Source organism: Kitasatospora putterlickiae (assembly GCF_039527695.1).
GTDB lineage: Bacteria > Actinomycetota > Actinomycetes > Streptomycetales > Streptomycetaceae > Kitasatospora > Kitasatospora putterlickiae.
This window is the reverse complement of the sequence record NZ_BAAAKJ010000240.1, coordinates 10,966-31,050: the sequence shown is the minus strand read 5'-3', so window position 1 is coordinate 31,050 and position 20,085 is coordinate 10,966. Positions and strand designations below refer to the sequence as shown.

Here is a 20,085-nt window from a genome sequence, read left to right as displayed (position 1 = left end):
CGGCCTCTCCTGTGCGCAGCGCCAGCGGAACCTGGGGGGTGATCGCGGGCCTCGTGGCCGAGACCGTGGCGCAGTCCTCCGTGCTGTCCCGCGACGAGGCGGTGCAGGCGATGTCGGCCGCCGAGGCGGTTGGGCGGATGCTGATCGCGGCAGGACACCTGCAGCAGCACCCGATCACCTTGGTGGCCGGCAAGGTGCACTGCGAGTTCACGACGGTGTCCGGTACGGCGGCGCTGACGTTGGAGGAGAACCTCAACCCCGTTCCCGGCTCGGCGGGCGCTGAGGATTTCACGATCCACCTGCCGTCCCCGGCCCCGCTCCAGGAGCTGGTGAAGGCAGCCGTGCACGGTCACGCCCGTTTGTCCGACGCTGTCCCGCCCGCTCCGGAGACGAAGGCCGCCAGCTCCGGTCCGCTGATCGATCGTGAGGCTCTGCGGCGGGCGGTGACTCAGCGATGACCTCTACGTACACCTACAGCTACACCCGGACCCACACCGCCACGCACCTGACCGACGTCATCCTCGGCACCATCACCGACATCCTCGCCGACCTGGGGATCAACATGGACCGGCTGTACCGCGACTGGGTGCAGAACGAGAACGCGATCAAGGCATGGATCGAGGAGGGCTCCCTCGACACGGTCGTCCTCGAGTGCCACCAGCCCTCGGGCGCCGTGGCACCGGTGATCGAGTTCCCGGTGTCTTACACCACTTCCGGCGACGGCAACGCCGAGTTCACCGCCTCCCGTGCCCGTGCCGCCCGGTTCCGAGCCAAGTTCGACCGGGTTCCCACGGGCACTAGCTACCGGCTGTTCTGCACCTTCAACGGGCCCCGCACTCCGCAAGCAGGTTGGGGCCCAGGCCACCGGGCGAGTATCGACGGCCTGCGCGGTATCACTTTCGGCACCCTCGGCTCCGCCCCGCACGCCTCGACCGGCATGCGGTACTACCACACCTGAGACAACGAGCAGGAACACACCGCTATGGGATACATCGACGACGCCTTCGCCAAGCTCAAGCACAACCTGGAGATCACCCAGACCGAGCAGAACCTGGCGCAGGCACGGCACGAGGCCATCCGTGCCTTCGTCCGGTCGCACTGGGACCTCGACGACGACTTCCTCACCGGCAGCTACCGGCGCGACACCAAGACGAAGAAGCTCAAGGACATCGACATCTTCGTGGTCCTCGACGCCGACGGTTCCCAGGCAGGCTTCCGCGATCAGGCGCCAATCCAAGTGATCAACGCTCTGGAGACCCTGCTCCGTCAGAAATGGAGCGCCGCCGCCCGCGACGGCATGGCCGTTGTCATCCCCTACGGCCCCGACGACGAGGTCATGTCGATCGATGTAGTCCCTGCCTTCAAGCGAGACGGCGGCGGCTACTACATCCCCAATCCTTCGGCGGGTGACTGGATCGCGACAAACCCAAAGCGCCACCACGACTTGAGCATCGCCAAGAACGCCGACTGCGACGGCAAATATGTCCCCTTCGTGAAGATGATCAAGGGCATCAATCGCGAACTCGGCGAGCCCGTGTCGCCCTCCTTCCTGCTGGAGGTCATGGCCCAGTCGCTGGTGAAGCCGCCGATTGGGCGGTATCAGGACGAGATCGTGCTGTTCCTGGCCACCGCCGCCGAACGCATCGGCGACGAGTGGCCCGATCCCGCCGGTCTGGGAGGTGACGTCAACGCCGTCATGAATGCGACCCAGAAGCTTGTCGCGGCCAACGCGCTCAACCAGGCCCGCGCCATCGCAGAACAGGCGGTCGACCTGGAGGACGAGGGCCAGGAACGCGCGGCCTACGACGAGTGGAAGAAGCTGTTCGGGAACAGGATGACCAAGCCGTGAACCTCTCCACCGACCCCGGCGGCGTCCATGGGGTACCGCCTCGGGCCATCCACGAGCGGCAACTCGACGACGACATGCTGCTCCTCCAGCGTGCCGCGTCGGCAAGCCACCAACGCGGCCAGGTCCTTGAAGCCGTACGCGTCACTGCCGCCGTCGCGCTCGCCGCCGCCGGTGTCCTGATCACGCTGATCGGCCACGGCCGGACCGTCGTCTCGATCGTCGGGTTCTTCTGGTTCGTCGTCTCTGCGTTCCTTCTCAAGGGCCTCGCCGGAAACACCGCCCGCCAGGGCGCCCTACTTCAGGAGATGTTCGACATCTCCCTGTTTCACTTGCCGTGGCGCGCCACCGTTGCCGGTGACCCGATCTCCGAACCCGACGTCCGCCGTCTAGCGCGCACGCTGCCGCGAGGCGGCGCGAAGGACAAGCGCATCACCGACGGCTGGTACGACCCCACCAACGATGTCCACCACCCCTATGACGTGTTCATCGCCCAGGAACAGAACCTGGCCTGGGACGCTCGCCTCCGCCGCCGCTACAGCCAGGTCATCGCCGCCACTGCGATGCTGTGGACCGCCATCGGCCTCGTCGTCGGTCTCGCGGTCACGGACGCCACGCTGCTCGACACCCTTCTCAGCTTCTTCGTCCCGTCCCTGGCGGCCTACCAGATCGCCTACGAGATCTGGTCCGGCCAACGCAAGGTGGCCGACGAACGCGACCGACTCACCAAGGTCGTCGGCACGGAGCTACGCAATGGACGCCCCGGCCCCGTTCCGGAGAATGAATGGCACCGCCTGCGGAACGTCGCACGGGACGTGCAGGACGGTGTACTACGAACCCGCCTGGACACCACCCGAGTACCCGAGTGGTTCTACAAACGCTTCCGCGACGACGACGAACGCGACTTCGGCGACACCGCCGAAGGCCACCGCGTCCGACTTGCCGAAAGCTCACCCCCATCCGCGTAGTTCGGGGGAGTGTCATGAATTCGGTGGACACCCTGATCAAGGGAGACACTGATGAGCTCGCAGACGGTTCACGGGATCGGGTCGATTCCTGAGGGAACGGTTTCGTCGGGGCCGGGATCGGCCGATGCCTTGGACATGGGTCCGAGGAAGAACACTGGCGGGTCGGACGTGGTGGCGTCGGTCGCGGAGCTGGCGGCGGAGCAGGCCAGGCTCGGCGGGATGCAACTGCTCGGCGAGGGCGGCCTCCTGCAGCAGCTGACCCGGCACCTGCTCCAGGAAGCCCTGGAAACCGAGATGGACGAGCACCTGGCCGGCACGGCCGAGCCGGGCCGCAGCTCCCGCAAAGGCGGCAACGCCCGCAACGGATACCGTTCGAAGACGGTGCTGACCGAGGCCGGACCGGTCACGGTCGAAGTCCCGCGGGATCGGGCCGGGACCTTCGAGCCGAAGGTGCTGCCCAGGCATTCGCGTCGCACCGAGGGTCTGGACAACTTGGTCGTCTCGCTGACCGCGAAGGGCCTGACATCGGGCGAGATCGTCGCGCACCTGGCCGAGGTCTACGGCATGGCGACCAGCAAGGAGACCGTGTCCACGATCACCGACCGGGTCCTGGAGGGCATGGCCGACTGGCGAAGCCGCCCGCTCGACGCGGTCTACCCGGTCCTGTTCGTGGACGCCGTGAACATCAAGGTCCGCGACGGGCAGGTCGCCAACCGGCCCGTGTACGTGGTCCTGGGCGTCACCGCCGACGGCTACCGCGACATCCTGGGCCTGTGGACCTCCACCGGCGGCGAGGGCGCCAAGTACTGGCAGTCGGTCCTGACCGAGATTAAGAACAGAGGCGTCAAGGACTGCCTGATCCTGGTCTGCGACGGCCTGAGCGGGCTGCCCGACGCCGTCGCCCAGGTCTGGCCGGCCACCGTCGTCCAGACGTGCATCGTCCACCTGCTGCGGAACTCCTTCCGCTATACGTCCAAGCGGGACTGGGCAGCGGTGGCCCGAGACCTCAAGCCGGTCTACACCGCGCCGAACGAGCAGGCGGCCCGGGACCGCTTCGCCGAGTTCGCCGCCGCTTGGGAGGCGAACTACCCGGCGGTGGTGCGACTCTGGGAGAGAGCCTGGCCCGAAATGGTCCCGTTCCTCGGCTTCGACACCGAGATCCGCAAGATCATCTGTACCACCAACGCCATCGAGAGCCTCAACTCCCGCTACCGCAGGGCCGCCAGTGCCTGCGGCCATTTCCCGAACGAGCAGGCCGCCCTGAAACGGCTCTACCTCGCAACCCTCGCTCTCGACCCCACCGGACGCGGCCGCAAGCGCTGGCTCGGCGCCCTGAACGCCTTCGACATCGCCTTCGACGGCCGCCTGTCAGCCGGACGGGCGTGAGCCAACCGGCCCACACCCCACACCAAGATCAACACCTAGCCCAAACGGGTGCCGTACACCGAAATCCTGATAGTCCCTAGTTCGGGGCGGGATGATCGGGTGCTTGAGGCTATGGCCACGTTGTCATTCCGCTGCCGGCTCCCAGCCGTAGCGCGAGAAGGCGGGACCGCCGGTGAGGTAGGCGGTGAGCGCCTGGGTGGCTGTGGGGAAGGCTGGCTCGGGGAGGTGGCCGGCGGGAACCCAGCGGGCGGTGAGGTGCTTGTCGGGTTCGGTGTTGGTGAGTTCGCCGGTCCACTTGTCGGCGGCGAAGACGAAGAGGACGAACTGACCGGCCTGGTCCCAGCCCTGTTCGACGTGGATGACGTGTACGAGTTTGAGGTCCGCCGGGTCGACGAGCAGGCCGGTCTCTTCCTTGAGTTCGCGGGCGGCGGCCTCGTCGAGGGCTTCGCCCGGCTCTGCCTTGCCACCGGGGACCGTCCAGGCGGGGTGTGGGGACCAGTTGCGGGCGGCGTAGTGCACGGCGGCGATCGTGTCGGTGCTCTTGTCGTGGACGATCACGCAGACCGAGTTCCGGCTGTTCATCACGCTGTTGTGCGTCACGGTGCGGACTCCTTGTCGAGGTGCCGGAGGACGTCGGTGGTCCAAGACGGCCTGGTGGTGTGCCAGCTGAACCGGTAGCCGTTGGTACCGAGGTAGGGCGTGGTGAGGACATGGTGGAACTCGCACCATGCGGCGAACTCGCGCCAGGAGCATCCGGGCAGGCCGCGCCGGCGGGGGTGGTGGTTGTAGGTGTCCACGGCTCGGCGGATGGTGTCCTCGGGCAGCGGGCCGGTGGTCATGGCGGTGCTGACGACGAGCTTGGCGAGGTCGTACCCGAATGGTGCGAGGGTGAGGGAGTCGAAGTCGATGACGGCCACATCGGCGTCGGCGATGAGGAAGTTGCGCGGGTTGGCGTCCTTGTAGAAGGCGGCCGGCATGGTCGCGGCCTGCTTCAGCCAGTCGTCGGCGACCTCGGGCGTCAGGGCCGGCTCCGACACGGTGCCGGAGGCCAGGAGTCGGTGGAGGCGTTCGCGGCGGCCGTCGGCGAACCCGGTGATGGTGATGGTGTCGTGGGTGTGCGGCGTGTCGAGGCGGGCTGCGTGCAGCTCGCGGGTGTGGGCGGTGGTGTGCTGGTGCCCGAGGAGGTTGGCCAAAGCCACCAGGTCGTCGGGACCGCCGTGTCGTCCTTCGAGGTGCTCGAAGTCGATCTCGGTGGAGCGGACTTGGACGATCCGGGGGATGCGCACGTCGGGGGTGGCACGAGCGATCCACCGGTGGTGGGCCAGGGCTTGCTGCTGGGCCCGGGCGCTCAGGTACGTCTTGGTGAAGGTCTTCATCGGCGGGCGGCCACGACGTAGGTGACGGTGGAGGTGGTCTCCAGCGGGCCGTTGCCGACGGTGTCCCGAAGCCGGTGGGCGATCTCCTCGGCGTCGCCACCGAGCTGGTACTTCGGGTTGGTGGCTGCGTACTCCGCGATGTGGTCGGCGTCGGTGAAGCGGAAGCGGTGCTCGTGGTGGACGATCTGCTGCACGTCGAGGCAGGTGGCGACGATCTCGGCCTGGTTGTGGCTGTGGAAGGTCTCGTACAGGCTCGGCCGATTGGTGGCCTCGGGGTTGAGGCCGCTGGTGGCGATCACCTCGTCCAGCGCGCGGTAGCTGTCGGGCGACTTGGTGACGGTGATCGACAGCCCGCCGGGCGCCAGGCACCGGGCGATCTCGGCGATCACCGTCGCCGGCCGGGGCGAGTGGTAGAGACAGAACGCGGCCACCGCGACGGCCACGGAGGCGTTGGGCAGGTCGATGGCGTGGAAGTCGCCGCGCAGGATCTCCACGCCCAGGCGGCCGGTGAGTCGGCTCTGGGCCTCGGTGAGGAGGGCGGTGGACTGGTCGAAGGCGATGAGCCTCGGCGGGTCGAGCCGCTTGGCCAGGGCGAGGGTGGTTGTGCCGCGTCCGCAGCCGATGTCGAGGACCGTGCCGCGCAGGCCGGCGGCGGCAAGGTCGGCGATGACGGTGGCGGGGTGGGGACCGGCGATCTTGGCGCGGGACAGGGCGCCGGTGCGCTGGGAGATGCGGCCCACGTCGGCGTAGAGGTCGTGGCGGACGCGGGCAGCGTCGAGGAACGGGTTGGCGGTCATGGACAGGTGGAGCCTTCCCGGTGCGATGTGGGTCAGGTCATGTCTGTGGAGGGACGGCGGCGACGAAGCGGCGGGCGGCCCGGCGGCTGGTGAGGGTGACGACGCGGGCGTGGCCGGCGTGCTCGGCGATCAGCGCGCGGACCTTGGGCCGCATCTGGCGTCGGTAGCCGAGGATGTAGCGGATGAAGCTCCAGGTGATGCGGTCGAAGACGCCCTGGGAGGTGTGCTGGCCGCCGCGGTAGCGCCAGCGCCGCTGCAGGATGCCGAGCAGGCAGATGACCGGGGGGACGTCGAGGAAGATGACGGTGTCGGCCCGCTTGAGGCGGATCGGGAGGGTGGAGGCGTAGTTCCCGTCGATCACCCAGCGGGGCCGGGCGACGAGTTCTTCCTGGAGAGCAGCGAACTTCTCCTGCGGCAGCGGGTTCCAGCCGGCGTCGTAGTAGACGCCGTCGAGGTGAGTCAGAGGGGCATTGATCAGTTCGGCGAGCTGGCGTCCGACGACGGTCTTGCCGCTGCCGCCGCAGCCCATGATGGCGATCCTGTCCATGCCGCTACAGGCTACCGAGCCGGGCGACGGGCCGGACCCCGACTTGGTCGGGCCACTCGGGCGAGATCTCCAGCGTGGTCATGCGCGGTCTCCTTCGAGCAGCAGGGGCGGGATGGTTGTGCCGGCCAGCGCGGCGGTGAGGGTGCGGAGCTGGCGGGTGAGGCGGAACGGGTCGAGCCGGTCGATGCAGCGGGCGATCAGGTCGGCGTGGGCCTGGCTGCCCGCGATTCGGGCGAGCGCGGTGACGGTGGCCACGACGTCGGCCGCGCTCGTGACGACCAGCTCGCGCGGGGCCACCGTCTCGGCGGCCCGCAGGGTGCGTGGGGCCAGCGGCAGGCAGCCGGTGAGGACGGCCTCGAAGAGTCGCTGGGTGAACTGGCCGGTCCTCGCGTACCGGTCCGGGGCGAGGAGCACGGTGGCCACTGCGGAGCGGTAGATGGGGGTGACTGCGTCGAAGGGGATGCGGCCGGTGAAGTTCACATGCGGCCAGCGGGCCGTGCTGTTCCATTTCCCGGCCACCCGGTGCGGCAGCTGGGCGGCGGCCGGGGCGAAGAACTCCTCGAAGGCCGTGTCGCGGTCGTACTGGTTGCCGATGTAGATCAGCGGCAGTTCCCGCTTCTCGGCCGCGAGGGCGGCCGGGTAGGCCCGGTCGAGGGCGTCGTCGGCGACGGGGAAGAGCAGGCTGGCCGCCCCGGGCGACGGGTACAGGGCTGGCTCGCACACCTGATGAGTCCCTGGCCGGACAAGGGCTGCGATACGCCGAAGCCGGAGCGGAGGGGGCCCGCCGTAAACGATCCGAGCCCCTCCCAGGTACCGCCCTGCGACCACGGCTGCTGCAGCCAGCCGTCGGCACCGGGCGCGGTGGCTTTCGCCGGCCACACGCCCGCATGGCGGTGTTGAAGTCGTCCCACTCATTTTCAGGGTCGGTGAAGTGCTGATCGAAGTAGTCGCAGGTGAGGTCGGGCTCGTGCCATTCGTGGGCGCAGCGGCAACGGACGAACACGTGGGCGCGGATGTTCAGGAGGAGCCAGTCGCGGGCGGCGTCGTACAGTGGGCACGTGATGGTGGCGCCGAGCGGGTTGAGCGGGTCGGGGTGGGGGACGGCGCGGATCACGGGACGGGCGGTGTTGGCGGGGTCGGACACGGGCGCCTCCAGAGGTGCTGGTCGGTGGGAACCGACACAAGACACCCCTGCGCGGGAATGTTCCCGATCACCGATAGCGACACCAAATCGACATCAACTGCTGTAGCGGTCAAGGTGGTTGTGTTCCGCGGTGGCGGTGCTGTCGACGTTTGCCGCCCGGCTCCTATCGCCCCACGAGTTCGGCGGCGATGGTGTCGACCTGGGAGACCGCTCGCCGGACGAGGCCCAGTGTCGCGTCGAGTTCGGTGGGGCGGTGGAAGCCGCTGGCGTTGAGCACGAAGGTGACCTGGTTCAGGTTGTTGCCGACGCGGGCCAGTTGAGCGCGGCAGGCGGCCAACTCGTCGACGGCGCGGTCGAGGCGGTCTTGCGGATCACCGGCGCTCAGGCCGCGGGCGTCGTTGAGGGTACTGGTGGCGCAGAAGCGGGCGACAGCCTGGCTGCGGGCAGCGGCGGCTCGGCGGATCTCTTCGTATTCGGTGGCGTTGTATCGGACGGTCACTCGGTTCGGGCGCTGCTGAGGGTCACGGTGGCGGCGACGCGGCTGGCGAGCGGGGTGGATCGGAGCGATGTTCTCAAGGCTGTCGCTCCCTTCCCCTACCTCGCTCGGCACCCCCTGGTGCCGAGCTGCCGGTGACGGGCTGTCCCTCGCCGACCGGCGAGGGACCTGCGTGGGGCCGCCTCTGGGGCGGTCCCACGCGATAGCTTGCTGCGCCAGGGGTGGTCAGTTCGGACGCCAGTCGCGGATCACCTTTGGGAGTAGGCGAGTTGAGGAGCGCTTCCAGGTCGCGGTCGGGGCTGTTGGTGTGCCCGGGGTCGGGCTGGTGGATCGTCAGAGGGGACTCCTGGGGGTGCGTGGGGACGGTGGGCGGGGCCGGGCCGGGCCTGGTCTGGATCACGGAGAGGGGATCCGGGTGCCTCGCGGGACGGTGCCGAGCGAGGCACCCGGGGTGAGCGGAATGGCCGGGATCAGATGCCGGCGGCGGGACCGTCGTCGTCCGGTTCGTCCGGACGGACCATCTTCATGACCGCGGTGAGGCGTTCGTCGGACAACGTGAGGCCCTGGGCGCGTACCGCGTCGCGGACGACGGACCGGCTCAGCCTCCCGGTGTCCGTCCAGGCCCGGACGGCGATGCCGGCCAGATCCTCCAACGGCGCGCCCGCTGGCCGGCCGACGGGCCGAGGCTCCGGGGACGGCCCGGCAATTCCGCTCGGCCCCTGGCCTGCGGCTTCTTGGACCACGGTGTCGTCGGTCCGGGCGTGCTCCGCGCGGTCTGGGTCTGTCCATGGGAGGTCCTCGCCTGCGGACGGACGGTCTGAGCGGAATTGCCCGTCCGGTTCCGGGTCCGGTCCCGGACAGCGGTCCCTGTCCGGTCCGTCCGCAGGCCGCAGCGGTCCGGCGGTCCGGTTCGCGGTCCGGTTCGGTCCGGTCTGGCGGACCTCCACGGTCTGGTCCGGTCCGGTGGACCGTCCGTCGTCCGGAGACCGTCCGGTCCCAGAAGAGGGGACGGGGACCGAGTTGCGGACCACCGGTTCGCCGTTCGACTGGTCGACGGGCCGGATGTGGCGGGTGGTGTGGATGCCGAGGTGGACGGCTCCAGCGAGGGCGAGCGGGGAGATGGCGGACAGGACGCCGACCGCCGTGTCGCTCAGGTGCAGGTGCCCAGCGGTGGCCGGGGTCAGCTGGTTGAGTCGGACGGCGTGGAGGGTGTTGGCCCAGATGCTGGCGGCGGTGGAGGTGCCGAACAGCAGCCACACGTACGCGCGGGCGGTGAGCGGGGCGGTTCGCAGGAGCAGAAGGGCGCGGACGCTGTAGGCGACGAACCCGTCGATGATGAGCGGGAACAGGTAGGCGAGCTGGTCGCGGATCTGGATGGCGAGGGCCATCTGGCGCAGGGCGTCATAGAAGAGGGCGAAGCCGGTGGCGGCGAGCAGGCCGATCGCGGCGAAATCCCAGACGGTCACACGGCTGGTGCGGGCGGCGCGGTCCGTGGTGGGCATGTGGGTGATGGTCCTCCTTGGGGGCGGTCGAGGTGTTGGTGGCGGTGGGCCGTTGCATCCGTATTGGGCGTCCACGGCCCTTGTCCCGCTTGGCCGGTCGAGCCGGCAGTGACGTCCCGCCCGCCGTCCTAGCGGTGTACGCCGAGCCCGGCGGCAAGCGGGGGCGATACGGACGGCGTGACGGCGGGAGGGGAATGCCGTCCCAGCTGTGGCCTTTGGGGCATGGGATGCAACGGCGGGGACGGGGCCTACCGCTTCTGGCGGGTGGGGTCAGGCATCGGCCGCGGGCGCGCGGGGCGGGAGCGGGTGGACCTTGGGGCAGTAGCGGCGCCATGAGTCGGCGAACTTGTTGAAGGTGTAGCCCTTGCGCTGGGTGCCGTCGGGCAGGCGGATGTTGGCGGAGGAGGTCTGGTAGTCCTTCAGCAGTCCGGAGAGCGCTCGGGCGGTGAGGCCGCCGCGTCCGTGCTCGGCCCATGGAGCCTCCGGGTCGTCGTTCAGCGACGCGAGGAGGGCGGTGGTGGGCAGGGTCTCCGGGTCGCCGTGGGCGAAGAAGATCCGGCGGATGTCGGCGAGGATCCTCGCTCCGCCGCAGCTGTCCTCCTCGATCACCTCCTCCGCAGCGACCATGCGCACGCACGCCTGGCGGGCCCGGCGCGGCCAAGAGAGCCGCCGGCAAGGTCGGCGACCGCGATCAGGGGCTCCCAGGTGTCGGCGGCCCGGTCCTCGACCGGCATGTCCGGCTCCAGCACCTGAGCCTGCTCGGCCACCTGGCTTGCCCAGAGGGAGAGCTTCGCGCGGGTCTCCCGAAGGAGGACACCGTCTCGGCGGTCGCGCAGCGGCGCGACGACCTCGCCGTCGGCACGGCGGCGCATGCGGATCACGATCGACCGATCCATGATCGTGTCCGGCAGATCACCGATCCCGGCCAGGGCGGCCATGGCGAAGGTCTCGAACTCCCGGGCCTGGTGGTCGTTGCCAATCGCCCGGGTGACCGGGCGGTTGCGCTGGTGCCCGGCGTTCAGCAGGCCGCGGATGTCCTCGTACTTCTCGGCGGTCCTGGGGTTACCGAAGATGGTGTCGACCTCGTCGACCAGCAAGGTGCGGGGCCGGTCGCTGATCGTGCGGTAGATGGCCGCCGCGCTGGTGTTGACCGTGATCAGCGGGTCGTGGACGGTCTCGACCAGGACGTCGAGCAGGCGGGACTTGCCGCACCGGCGGGCGGGAGCCACGATCGCCAGGCGCGGCGCGTGGTGCCACACCGCCTGCAGGTGCGTCGCGGCGGCCCACAGCGTGACGGCGTCCAGGGCCTCCGCTGACGGCAGGACCGCGTACCGGCGGATGTGGGTGTGCAACTCAGTCAGCAGCTCGGCACCCGGCGACTCGGGCATGTCCGGAACCGCGTTGGAGCTTGGCAGGTTGCCGGCCTCGCTGTCGGCGGCGGCCGGCTCTTCGCCAGCGATGGACTCCGGCAGCGGCTGGTCGGACACGTGAACGCCGGGGTGGCCCGGCTGGGCAACCGGCGGCCACGAGGCCGCCAGAACAGGCAGGTTGGGCAGGTTGGACGTGGGGGTGATGGGGGACTCCAGACTGCGGTGCGGCGGCGAACCGCCGCACCGCGCAGGGGACAGGGAAGGAGTGCCGCCTCGCCATTCGAGATGTGAACTGGGGCTGCGGCGAGGAGGGTACGACTGCGCGAAGCCAAGATCCACCGCACGGCGGCAAGTCAGCCGACGGCAGACAGGAGCGTTGCTTCGCTCGGGTGCGTTGAGGCGGGTGCGATCAGGCGGCCTGGTCGGCGCTCTGGCTGTCGAGCCAGGCTTCCACCTCCGTCCAGCGGTAGCGCAGATGCCGGCCGACCTTGATCGCTGTCGGGCCCTGGCCGCGGTGGCGCCAGGCGTAGACGGTCCCCAGCGGGACACCGAGGTACGCGGCGAGCTCCTCGGCACTGGCCAGCGGACGGCGATCGGCGGTGGCACGGGAAATCTTGGACAAGAGGTCTCCGGAGGTAGGGGATAAGGGGAATTCGGGCAGGTCGGCGAAGCCCGCGAGGGGCAGGTGCGTTTCCGCGCGGAGAGAAGTCTGCGCGCGGCCCGGCCGGAAACCTAAAAAGGACCCAAGCCCGCCTTCCTGCGGCCCCGGGCGGAGTCGTGGTCTGCTCGGTGAGGCGACGTGCGAAGCATTCTCCATGCGACCCGGCTCGCAACCTAAAACGGCCCCGGATCGGCTTACCGACCGCCTCCGAGGGCAGAGGTCCGCCCAGCCCCCACGGCTCTACGGCACGCCATGTGCAAGCTCGGCCGCGTCTTGCTGCGGATCGGCGTCACGATCGCGCCCGCCACGCGAATGCGCTGCTGAAAACCTGGGACGATCCGGCACGATCGGACACTATCGGGCACGGAAGTCGCCGTACGGGAAACTCGCACTTGACAATCGGCTGCCACTCGATCAATATCCAACACCCCGCCAAGAGCAGGTGCTGAGAGCGCTTCTGCCTGCGCGGTCCATTCGGCGGCCAGACCTTCCCGCCGCCACCGCCATCCGACTGCCGGCCAAAGGCCGTAATTCCCCCTGCCCCGACCCAAGGAGCCGAATGGCGACCGTTTACGACACCTGGCACAAGACCCACCCCCGCCCCACCGACAAGTCCTGCCGTGAGCACAAGGGCAAGTACCCCACCGCCGACCACGGCAAGGGCAAGCGCTGGCAGGTCCGCCACCGCGACCCCAGCGGCGAGCAGCGCAAGCTCAACTTCGCCCGGCGGGCCGATGCCGACGCGGAGGCTTCCCGCCTCGACAACGACCTCAACCGCGGTGCCTACATCGACCCCGCCCTCGGCAAGGAGACGTTCCGAGAGGTCGGCGAGCGGTGGCGCGCGAGCGCCGTCCACGGGTCGAGCACCGTCGAGCGCGTCGACCGGGCTCTTCGTCTGCACATCTACCCGATCCTCGGCGACGGGGCCATCGCGGGCGTCAAGACCTCGGACATCCAGGCGTGGGTCAAGGACCGCTCGAAGGTGCTGGCGCCGTCGACTCTGCGGGTGCACTACAGCTACGTGACCGCGATCTTTCGCGTCGCGGAGCTGGACCGCCAGATCCCGTTCAACCCGACGAAGGGGGTGAAGCTGCCGCCTCCGCCGCGCAAGGAGATCGTCCCGCTCGCCGTCGAGGTCGTGGCGGCCCTGGTCGACGCCGCTCCTGGTTGGTACCGGGTGCTACTGCTCCTGGCGGCGGCCTCGGGGCTGCGGCAGGGCGAGCTGTTCGGGCTTGAGCTGGCGAACATCGATTTCAAGCGCGGCACGGTCCAGGTGAAGCAGCAGGTGGTCGGCCCGGATCGGGGCGAGCCGTACCTTGCGCCGCCCAAGACCCACGAGAGCTACCGAACGGTCCCGGTGGCCAAGCCCGCGATGGACGCGCTGGCGGCGCACCTGGAGAAGTACCCGGCGCGACGGGTCGATATCGAGGACCGCACCGACCCGCGCCCCTCCAAATGGAAGCGGCGGAAGGCGTTGCTTGTCTTCACCAACGAGCGCGGTGAGGCGATCCGCCGTGCGGCCTGGGCATCGGTGTGGGAGACCCTCGTGCGGGTTGCCGACAAGGCCCTGCGGAAGCAGTACGAGAGCGCGCTCAAGAGCTGGGAACGCCGTGGCCGGCCGACCGACGCGGAGCCGACGCTCCGTCAGGTACCGAACGACGCCACGATGCACGACCTCCGGCACTTCTACGCCTCGGTGCTGATCAAGCACCGCGAGAGCGTCAAGACGGTGCAGAAGCGTCTCGGCCACGCCAAGCCGTCGATCACGCTCAACACCTACACCCACCTGTGGCCGGACGAGGAGGACACAACGAGGGCTGCGATCGAAGCCGTCCTCGGCGTTGCACCTTCGATGTGTTCGCAGGCTGCGAAGACATCGGGGCAAGCCAGCTGAGGCGAGGCTCTCTGGAGGTCGAATAGTTGAGCAGGCGTGTTCGATACCGTCTTTGGCGGACAGTCTCCAGGCCGCAACCAAGGTGTCTTCCGCATGCCCTAACCAGAGGATGATCTCTGCTGTTGTCTCACTGCTGGCCCGGATCCACCAGCAGCGGACGGTGTATTCCCGCGTGTCCGACGCCCGAGTAACTGGGACCGACCACGCGCCAGTTCCGGCCGAGGAGATGCTGGACGGCGCAGATCACCCAGCTGTGCCGACTGGGCGCACCCCCAGTCGCCGCTCCCAGAGGGCGGACAGTCGAGGCCGCAGTAGGACCACACCCTGCTGGGTTCCTACGGCGAGATCCAGGGTTGGGCTACCGGGCAGTGCGGTCAGAGAGGTCACGAATGCCGGAGCAGGTGTGGCCCACACCTGCTCCCCACTGGGAAGGTGGCAGAGAGTGACTCCATGCTCGTCGCTGACGGCAACGAGGGCTTCCCCGTTGGGTGATGGCCCGGTCCAGAGTAGGCGGCGAGCCCGGACCGCAAGGGTACGGTGCCGGGCGTCGGGGGTTGCGGAGTCCCAGACGGTCACCGGGATGACGGTGGAGTCATCAGTCTCGGCAGCGTCCATGTAGAGAAGGACAGGGCCGCCTCTGCGGGTGTCGGCCCATCGTAGGAAGTGGCTGTGGCCGTTGGCGAGGGCCCGAAACGGGTTCAGTCTTCGCTCGCTGCGATCCGAGGAGGGCAGGTGGATCACGCGCGTCCGTTCTGTATCCAAGTCGAGCACCGAGGCCTTCCCGTCGCGGCACGCCATGGCGACATAACGGGTTCCTTCTGTGGCGTGATGAGGTGCCAGAGCCGTGAGCTGCGCGGGGAGCTCAAGGGGGGTGCGTCGCAGGGGCTGCCCCGTGGTGGCGTCCCAAAGGAAGCCCTGGCTAGGGCCGTCTTTGCCCGGCAGGTCATGAGTAACGAAGTGATGGGAGATCGTGAAGTCCCCACGGACAGCTGCCTGGCGCACCCCAACCATCAGGACGGCATGCCCGGTGTTCGCCGTGAATGCAGTGGAGTAGGCCATGTCCTCATTTGGGTCGACTTGCCACCAGCTCTGCGTGGTCGCGGTCTGGGCGTTGTACGACGCGACCGCATGAAGCCTGCCGCTCAGCGGGCAGTAACCGACAACGCGAGCATGCGGATGGAGGGCCGAAGCCGGCAGCAGGTGGCAATCCACTCCCCAAGGGACCATGGTGAGGCCGCTCAGCTCCGTACAGTCCACTGTCTCGGAGGTCGTGATCCGATGCCAAACGAAATTCGCTCTTGTCAGTGACTCCGTGGCGGTGTCGACGATCTCCTCGGATTTGATCAGAAGGTTCACCGTGCCATCGGGATCCTCCGCCCAACTCTCCAGCGCATTATGGATACTCAGCAGTTCACGCGCGGTCATCTTCCCGTGTTCGGGTCCAGTGTGGTCCAGCGTGGTGGTATCCAGGAGGCGGAAGCCACCCCAGGAACTGGCGACGACGACGTGTGGACGTTCTCTCCACCCATAGATCGCCTGCGTATGAGCCCTGGCGAATGTGGAGTCCGCCTCGCTCTCCGACGATTCCTGATCCGAACGCCAGGTGTCCTCGGTGTATGTCCAGTGCCATAGCCGAGCCGTCCCGTCATTGCCCACGGTGAGGACATCTGCGCTCTCCGGCTTGGCGGAGCCCAGAAGGCGGATAGCACCTACTGCCCCCTCATGCCCGACCATCGGGGCGCTGACGGGCGCGCCAGTGCCGCAGTCCAGAATCTGGATCCCCCCGACGATCTCTCCGACGACAGCGAAGACACGTCCGCGCAACGAAGTCGAGAATGGAGCGAAGAACTCTGTACCACCCATCGACTTGACGGTGTCCAAACGTCCCGTGATTGTCGACTGGACCTGGATGTCCCCCCAACGGGAGGCCGTGACGTAGAGGCTGTCCGATCCACCCAGTGATACGAACCCGCCTTGGGGCCAGCCGTGGGGATCATGTTGTGAGACGGTGGCCTTTCCAGAGCCGCAGTCGAGCAGGAACAGCCGCCGAGGTTGCTCGCGCGAGTAGTCGCCCTCCCAGACCACGACAGTCGCGGCGCCTTCCCTCTGGAGTATTTCGCCGAGCAGCATCGGCTTATCCAGCCCCTCTAGGAGCATGGAGCACGTGCCATCCAGCGTCCAGCGGGTGACCGTTCCTCGGACTCCGTCGCACACAATCAAAGCCGGTTCGTCGAAACCGAGGTGGACCAGCCGGGCGGTTACCCCACGCTTGACGGCAAGATTCGTCGGCGTGACATAGTCAACCTCGAACACCGGTACCGCCAGGAGATCGTGGACAACGACCCGCCGTTCGTCCCTGCACACCACCACGGGGGTGCCATCCGTCAGCTTTCCCGTGTCGAGAATCGCCTGGTACCTCGTACGTGGCAGATGCCGGATGAGTGTGCGGCCCGCCAAGTCCCAGACGCGAAGATCCCCCGCATCGTCAAGTGTCGCAGCTAGGGGCTTCCCCTGGTTGGCCCGCAGAACGGCCACATCGACCACAGCGGCTGAATGGGGAAGGACGGTTGAGTTAGCCGGGTCGTCGAGGGCCCACAGATGGACGACCGAGGAACGGGCCGACTTACCCATGGGTTCGGTCCGACGGAAAGCCAGTGCCACCCTGTCACCGCTCGGCAGCTTGGCATCCTGGACCAGCCAACTACCGTCGAACGACGTGGTGGAGTACGACACATCCTCGTGCCGGCCGACGATGCGGTGCGGTGTCACCGGGCGGGACTCGATCCGCACGCGTCGTACGGAGCTTGACAGTTCCTCCGCTCGCCGAGCAAGCTCGGGAGTTCCGTGCGACTCGGCGACGAACGCCAATCGTGCGGCTTGGTCGGTCTGTTGGAGCGCTACGTCATCCTTGACATCCACGAAGCGCTCCACGACCATGGCCAGCTCCGGATTGCTCTTCACATGGCGCACTGCCCGCAGCAACCCCGCTGGCTCGGCTGCCAGGATGAACGACGGGTCCGCGACGAAGCGTTCGATCACGCCTGCTGCTGCCGCGTGCGTGGCCAGTTGGCTGCGAACGTAAGGGTGGGCGCGGGACCAAGCGCGATTTGGCGTCAGATCGAGCAAAGCGTCGACGAAGCGCTCGGCGACGTCCCGCAGGTCCCAGTGTCGCAGCACGCGCTGTCGCAGGTGGTCCGTCAACTCCTGGTGGTAGAGACGGAAATGCTTGGCGCCGGCGATCTCGACGATCGAGAGGTAAGAGCCGTTCTCCTCCAGCAGCGTGTCGATGTCCGCCTCTCGCAACGGCAGTCCGGACAGTCGCCGGGCCACCGGGAGCCAGACCTTGCGAGGCAGCCCGTGCCCTTCGCCGAACGCCAGGGCGGTCAGCAGCCAGGTGGATCCCTCGCGCCGATCGTTCGGCAATCGCCGCAGGTACTCCTCGAACGCACCGCCTACGTCCGAGGGGAGGGATTCCGCCCAGCCCGGCGTGCTGGTGTTCATCGGCTCGGCGCGGAGCAGCGCGCTCGCCACCATGCGGGCGACCAGGAAGCAGTGGCCAGCCCGGCGGGCGACCTCCTCGGCGATCGCCCGGGCACTGCCCGAATTTCCCTGGTAAGGGGATCCCTGGTCGGTCAGGATGCGCTCCACGTACTCCACCGTGCTGGTGTCGGCTGCGTACTCTGGGCTGTCCAGGTCAACCACCGGCACCTGGTCGCCGATGTACGGGACGAGTTCCCGCCGGGTGCCGACGACCAGCCGCACGCAGGGAACCGCGGCGAGGGGGCGTAGCAGCTCCCACGCGATGTGTCGGGCTTCCATCTTGTCGTCGGCCGGGCCAGCTTCATCGAGGGAGTCGATCACGATCCGGAGTGGCCTGCTGCGGCCGGCCAGCGCCTTAAGCAGTGCCGTTGGGTCGGAGACACGCAGGTCGGAGGCCGCAGCCAAGCGGCTCACCAGGTCGCCCAGCACCTGGTGGCGGGCGTTGATCGAAACGTCCGAATGCCTATCCAGGACCACCCGTCCCAGCACCGCCGACTTCCCGGAGCCTGGTGCCGCTGTGACGGCCAGGACGCCGTGATCGCCAGTGCCGGCGAGGTGGTCGCGTAGGGTGGTGAGGGCGCGGCCCCGCCCCGTGAAGTAGGAGCCGGAGTCGTAGACCTGCTCCACGCCGCGTCCCCGGGGCTCGAAGTGCGAGCTGAGGTCCGACGCCTCGCGGGACGGTGGTCCGTCCGGCACTATTTCCGCGCTCGGGTCGAACCCGGGGTTGGCGAAGAAGGGCGGTTGTTCTGCCTGGTCCGTCGAGGAGCAAGCGGCGCGCTGCCGGTACCCATCCGCCACGAAGACGCGGTTGACGCGGTCGGTCACCGTTGCAGGGGAGAGGAAGCGCTGGGACGGACCGTCGCCCCGCTCGCAGGCGGCCACCAGACGGGTGACGAACGCGCCGTCCATCGCGACGTCGCGGTGCCGGGCGGAGGCCAGCACCCACGTGCCGGAGCCGTAGGCGTCGGAGCGCGGCCGAGCCGCGACGATGCCGTTGGCCACGGTCCCGATCTCGGCGGCGCCCACCTCGGCATGGCACGCGTCGATGATGAAGAGGACGTGGCGCACCGGCGATGCCGCGAGGGCCTCGGTGAGGTTGTCCAACGATAGCCACGAGCGGGCGTGTCCCTCCCGGCTGTCGGTGCAGGCCAGGCGGTACCGACCACCCGGCGTCGGTTCGTCGCCGTGCCCGGCGTAGTAGACGGTGATCACGTCATCGGCGGTGAGCTCTGCCTCAAGGCACCACGAGGAGAGCGCGTCCTCGAAGTCCGCTGCGGTGGGGTCCTCGGAGTGTGCCTCCAGCACCCGGCTATACCCCATCTCTGCCGTGGTGAGGAACCGCACAATCCGGTCGACGTCCTCGTGCGCCTGGGGCAGCTCCGCGAGGCCCGGGTGCCGAGGGTAGTGGCGGGTGCCAGCGGCGATTAGGTAGCGCATGGGCCGTCCCTGTCTGCCCGGACGAGTCCTGCAGCGATGGCCCGACCGGTCTCCACGGCCGTGAGGTACCGCGTGGCGTCGTGCATGTGGACGCCGTTGTGGACGGTCAAATCGGTGACGCGGGGGCCGAAGTACGGGCGGAGGTCGCGGACGGCGGCAACGATGTCAGTGGCGTCCGCGATGTTGGTCCAGGAGCGGAGCGGTACGGGCCACCGTGCCTGACGATCCTTTGGCGCGGGCTGCAGCCGATCGAGGACGAGCGCGCCCATGCCGAGCGGTGAGCCGAGTGTGACCAGGGCGTGGATGTCCCATCCAGCGTTGAACCGCTCGTCGCAGAGGGTCTCGTAGGCGACGACCGAGCCGAGCGAGTGCGCGACGACCACGCGGGTCTGCGGTGTGATCCGAGCGGCCAGCCGCTCCCGCGCCGTGCTCCGCACAGACGGATCGGTGAAGTAGCCGGTCAGCTGCTTCAGATTGGCGATGAGTGCCTGATCGAGGACGCCCCGCAGGTACCGCGCTCCCGTGAGGGCGTCAAGTGCCGCCCGCACCGCTCGCAGCCGCAACGCCCGTGTGGCCGCCCACCCGGCAGCACCGCGCCCACCTGCCTCGTCGGGGCCGGGTACTCCGGGGTCGGTGCGGGCTGCTTCCGCCCACCATGTCATGAGGAGCGCGAACTCCTCCTCGCTCTCGACGTCGGCGGCATCGTAACGGGGGTAGTGGCCGCTGCGGGTACCGCTAAGGCGGAACACGTCGCCGTAGAAGGCGACGCCTACGTCATCACTGGCAGGCACCGGGCCGCCGGCCAGCCGCACGCCTCCCAGCAACTCCGGCACCACATCCCGGGCCAACGAGTCCTCGCTGAGGTACTGCTTACTGATGCCGTGTATGAATACGACCTCGGTCACTGCCCCGCCCTCCCGTGGATGCCCCGTCAGCCTAGCCACCTGGACGGGCGAATACGGCCCAGCCGGACCAGTTCTCCAATAGCGCAGATGCTTGGCGGTGCCCGAGGTGGGTGTCAACGAAACTGGGCCGGTGATCGTCATCCGTCCGGCACTGGAGACTGATGTGCTCTCCGAGTTCGCGTTTTGCCTGGTCGCCGTACAGCCGCCGTGCCAACT

General features: G+C 68.6%; 16 protein-coding genes and 1 pseudogene. 6 read left to right on the top strand and 11 right to left on the bottom strand.

The features are described 5' to 3' along the window. The first annotated feature begins 11 nt into the window (after positions 1-11). From ABD308_RS24170 to ABD308_RS24150, 5 genes are all read left to right on the top strand, one after another. Positions 12-458, top strand: a complete 447-nt coding sequence (locus ABD308_RS24170) for a hypothetical protein (RefSeq protein WP_344338522.1) — start codon at positions 12-14, stop codon at positions 456-458. Beyond that, entirely contained in the window at positions 455-958 is a 504-nt protein-coding gene (locus ABD308_RS24165; protein ID WP_344338520.1) for a hypothetical protein, read from the top strand. Before ABD308_RS24170 ends, ABD308_RS24165 begins: the two co-directional genes overlap by 4 nt. 24 nt (positions 959-982) lie before the next feature. Further along, positions 983-1,849: a CBASS oligonucleotide cyclase gene (locus tag ABD308_RS24160; RefSeq protein WP_344338518.1), complete on the top strand. Its 867-nt coding sequence runs from the start codon at positions 983-985 to the stop codon at positions 1,847-1,849. After that, positions 1,846-2,814 carry an S-4TM family putative pore-forming effector gene (locus ABD308_RS24155; protein WP_344338516.1) on the top strand — a complete coding sequence of 323 codons (969 nt, stop codon included), beginning with the start codon at positions 1,846-1,848 and terminating at the stop codon, positions 2,812-2,814. The genes ABD308_RS24160 and ABD308_RS24155 overlap by 4 nt, the downstream gene beginning before the upstream one ends. 135 nt (positions 2,815-2,949) lie before the next feature. Further along, positions 2,950-4,200, top strand: a complete 1,251-nt coding sequence (locus tag ABD308_RS24150) for an IS256 family transposase (RefSeq protein ID WP_425554838.1) — start codon at positions 2,950-2,952, stop codon at positions 4,198-4,200. A 123-nt stretch (positions 4,201-4,323) separates the two neighbouring features. Here the strand turns inward: ABD308_RS24150 and ABD308_RS24145 are convergent, their stop codons facing one another. From ABD308_RS24145 to ABD308_RS24105, 9 genes and pseudogenes are all read right to left on the bottom strand, one after another. Further along, the gene (locus ABD308_RS24145; RefSeq protein WP_344338514.1) at positions 4,324-4,800 is read right to left on the bottom strand and encodes an NUDIX domain-containing protein; all 477 of its coding nucleotides are present in this window, start codon (positions 4,798-4,800) and stop codon (positions 4,324-4,326) included. Continuing rightward, a complete protein-coding gene (locus ABD308_RS24140; protein ID WP_344338513.1) occupies positions 4,797-5,576 on the bottom strand; it encodes an aminoglycoside phosphotransferase family protein in 780 nt (259 codons plus the stop codon). The genes ABD308_RS24145 and ABD308_RS24140 overlap by 4 nt, the downstream gene beginning before the upstream one ends. After that, on the bottom strand, positions 5,573-6,373 hold the full coding sequence (locus tag ABD308_RS24135) for a class I SAM-dependent methyltransferase (RefSeq protein WP_344338511.1): 801 nt from the start codon (positions 6,371-6,373) through the stop codon (positions 5,573-5,575). The genes ABD308_RS24140 and ABD308_RS24135 overlap by 4 nt, the downstream gene beginning before the upstream one ends. Before the next feature lie 37 nt (positions 6,374-6,410). Further along, on the bottom strand, positions 6,411-6,920 hold the full coding sequence (locus ABD308_RS24130; RefSeq protein ID WP_344338509.1) for a P-loop NTPase family protein: 510 nt from the start codon (positions 6,918-6,920) through the stop codon (positions 6,411-6,413). A gap of 78 nt (positions 6,921-6,998) precedes the next feature. Then, positions 6,999-7,643, bottom strand: coding sequence for a glycosyltransferase family protein (locus ABD308_RS24125; RefSeq protein ID WP_344338507.1), 645 nt, complete (start codon positions 7,641-7,643; stop codon positions 6,999-7,001). Between the two features lie 584 nt (positions 7,644-8,227). Further along, the gene (locus tag ABD308_RS24120; RefSeq protein ID WP_425554837.1) at positions 8,228-8,674 is read right to left on the bottom strand and encodes a plasmid mobilization protein; all 447 of its coding nucleotides are present in this window, start codon (positions 8,672-8,674) and stop codon (positions 8,228-8,230) included. A 356-nt stretch (positions 8,675-9,030) separates the two neighbouring features. After that, positions 9,031-10,062, bottom strand: a complete 1,032-nt coding sequence (locus ABD308_RS24115; RefSeq protein ID WP_344338503.1) for a DUF2637 domain-containing protein — start codon at positions 10,060-10,062, stop codon at positions 9,031-9,033. Between the two features lie 270 nt (positions 10,063-10,332). Continuing rightward, positions 10,333-11,636, bottom strand: a pseudogene (locus tag ABD308_RS24110) (DUF3631 domain-containing protein). Between the two features lie 205 nt (positions 11,637-11,841). After that, on the bottom strand, positions 11,842-12,054 hold the full coding sequence (locus ABD308_RS24105; RefSeq protein ID WP_014136342.1) for a helix-turn-helix transcriptional regulator: 213 nt from the start codon (positions 12,052-12,054) through the stop codon (positions 11,842-11,844). A 598-nt stretch (positions 12,055-12,652) separates the two neighbouring features. Between ABD308_RS24105 and ABD308_RS24100 the strand changes: the two genes are divergently transcribed. Further along, complete coding sequence (locus ABD308_RS24100) at positions 12,653-13,987, top strand: tyrosine-type recombinase/integrase (protein WP_344338500.1); 1,335 nt, start codon at positions 12,653-12,655, stop codon at positions 13,985-13,987. A 243-nt stretch (positions 13,988-14,230) separates the two neighbouring features. On the opposite strand, the gene ABD308_RS24095 is transcribed toward ABD308_RS24100, so the two are convergent. Further along, a complete protein-coding gene (locus ABD308_RS24095) occupies positions 14,231-18,964 on the bottom strand; it encodes a caspase family protein (RefSeq protein WP_344338497.1) in 4,734 nt (1,577 codons plus the stop codon). Beyond that, positions 18,952-19,869, bottom strand: a complete 918-nt coding sequence (locus tag ABD308_RS24090) for a hypothetical protein (RefSeq protein WP_344338495.1) — start codon at positions 19,867-19,869, stop codon at positions 18,952-18,954. Before ABD308_RS24090 ends, ABD308_RS24095 begins: the two co-directional genes overlap by 13 nt. Positions 19,870-20,085: the final 216 nt, after the last annotated feature.

Bases quoted from the DNA above. Each gene is read 5' to 3' on its own strand.
- ABD308_RS24095 (WP_344338497.1), bottom strand. From the start codon at position 18,964: ATGCGCTACCTAATCGCCGCTGGCACCCGCCACTACCCTCGGCACCCG.
- ABD308_RS24140 (WP_344338513.1), bottom strand. From the start codon at position 5,576: ATGAAGACCTTCACCAAGACGTACCTGAGCGCCCGGGCCCAGCAGCAA.
- ABD308_RS24115 (WP_344338503.1), bottom strand. From the start codon at position 10,062: ATGCCCACCACGGACCGCGCCGCCCGCACCAGCCGTGTGACCGTCTGG.
- ABD308_RS24100 (WP_344338500.1), top strand. From the start codon at position 12,653: ATGGCGACCGTTTACGACACCTGGCACAAGACCCACCCCCGCCCCACC.
- ABD308_RS24150 (WP_425554838.1), top strand. From the start codon at position 2,950: ATGGGTCCGAGGAAGAACACTGGCGGGTCGGACGTGGTGGCGTCGGTC.
- ABD308_RS24135 (WP_344338511.1), bottom strand. From the start codon at position 6,373: ATGACCGCCAACCCGTTCCTCGACGCTGCCCGCGTCCGCCACGACCTC.
- ABD308_RS24165 (WP_344338520.1), top strand. From the start codon at position 455: ATGACCTCTACGTACACCTACAGCTACACCCGGACCCACACCGCCACG.
- ABD308_RS24130 (WP_344338509.1), bottom strand. From the start codon at position 6,920: ATGGACAGGATCGCCATCATGGGCTGCGGCGGCAGCGGCAAGACCGTC.
- ABD308_RS24160 (WP_344338518.1), top strand. From the start codon at position 983: ATGGGATACATCGACGACGCCTTCGCCAAGCTCAAGCACAACCTGGAG.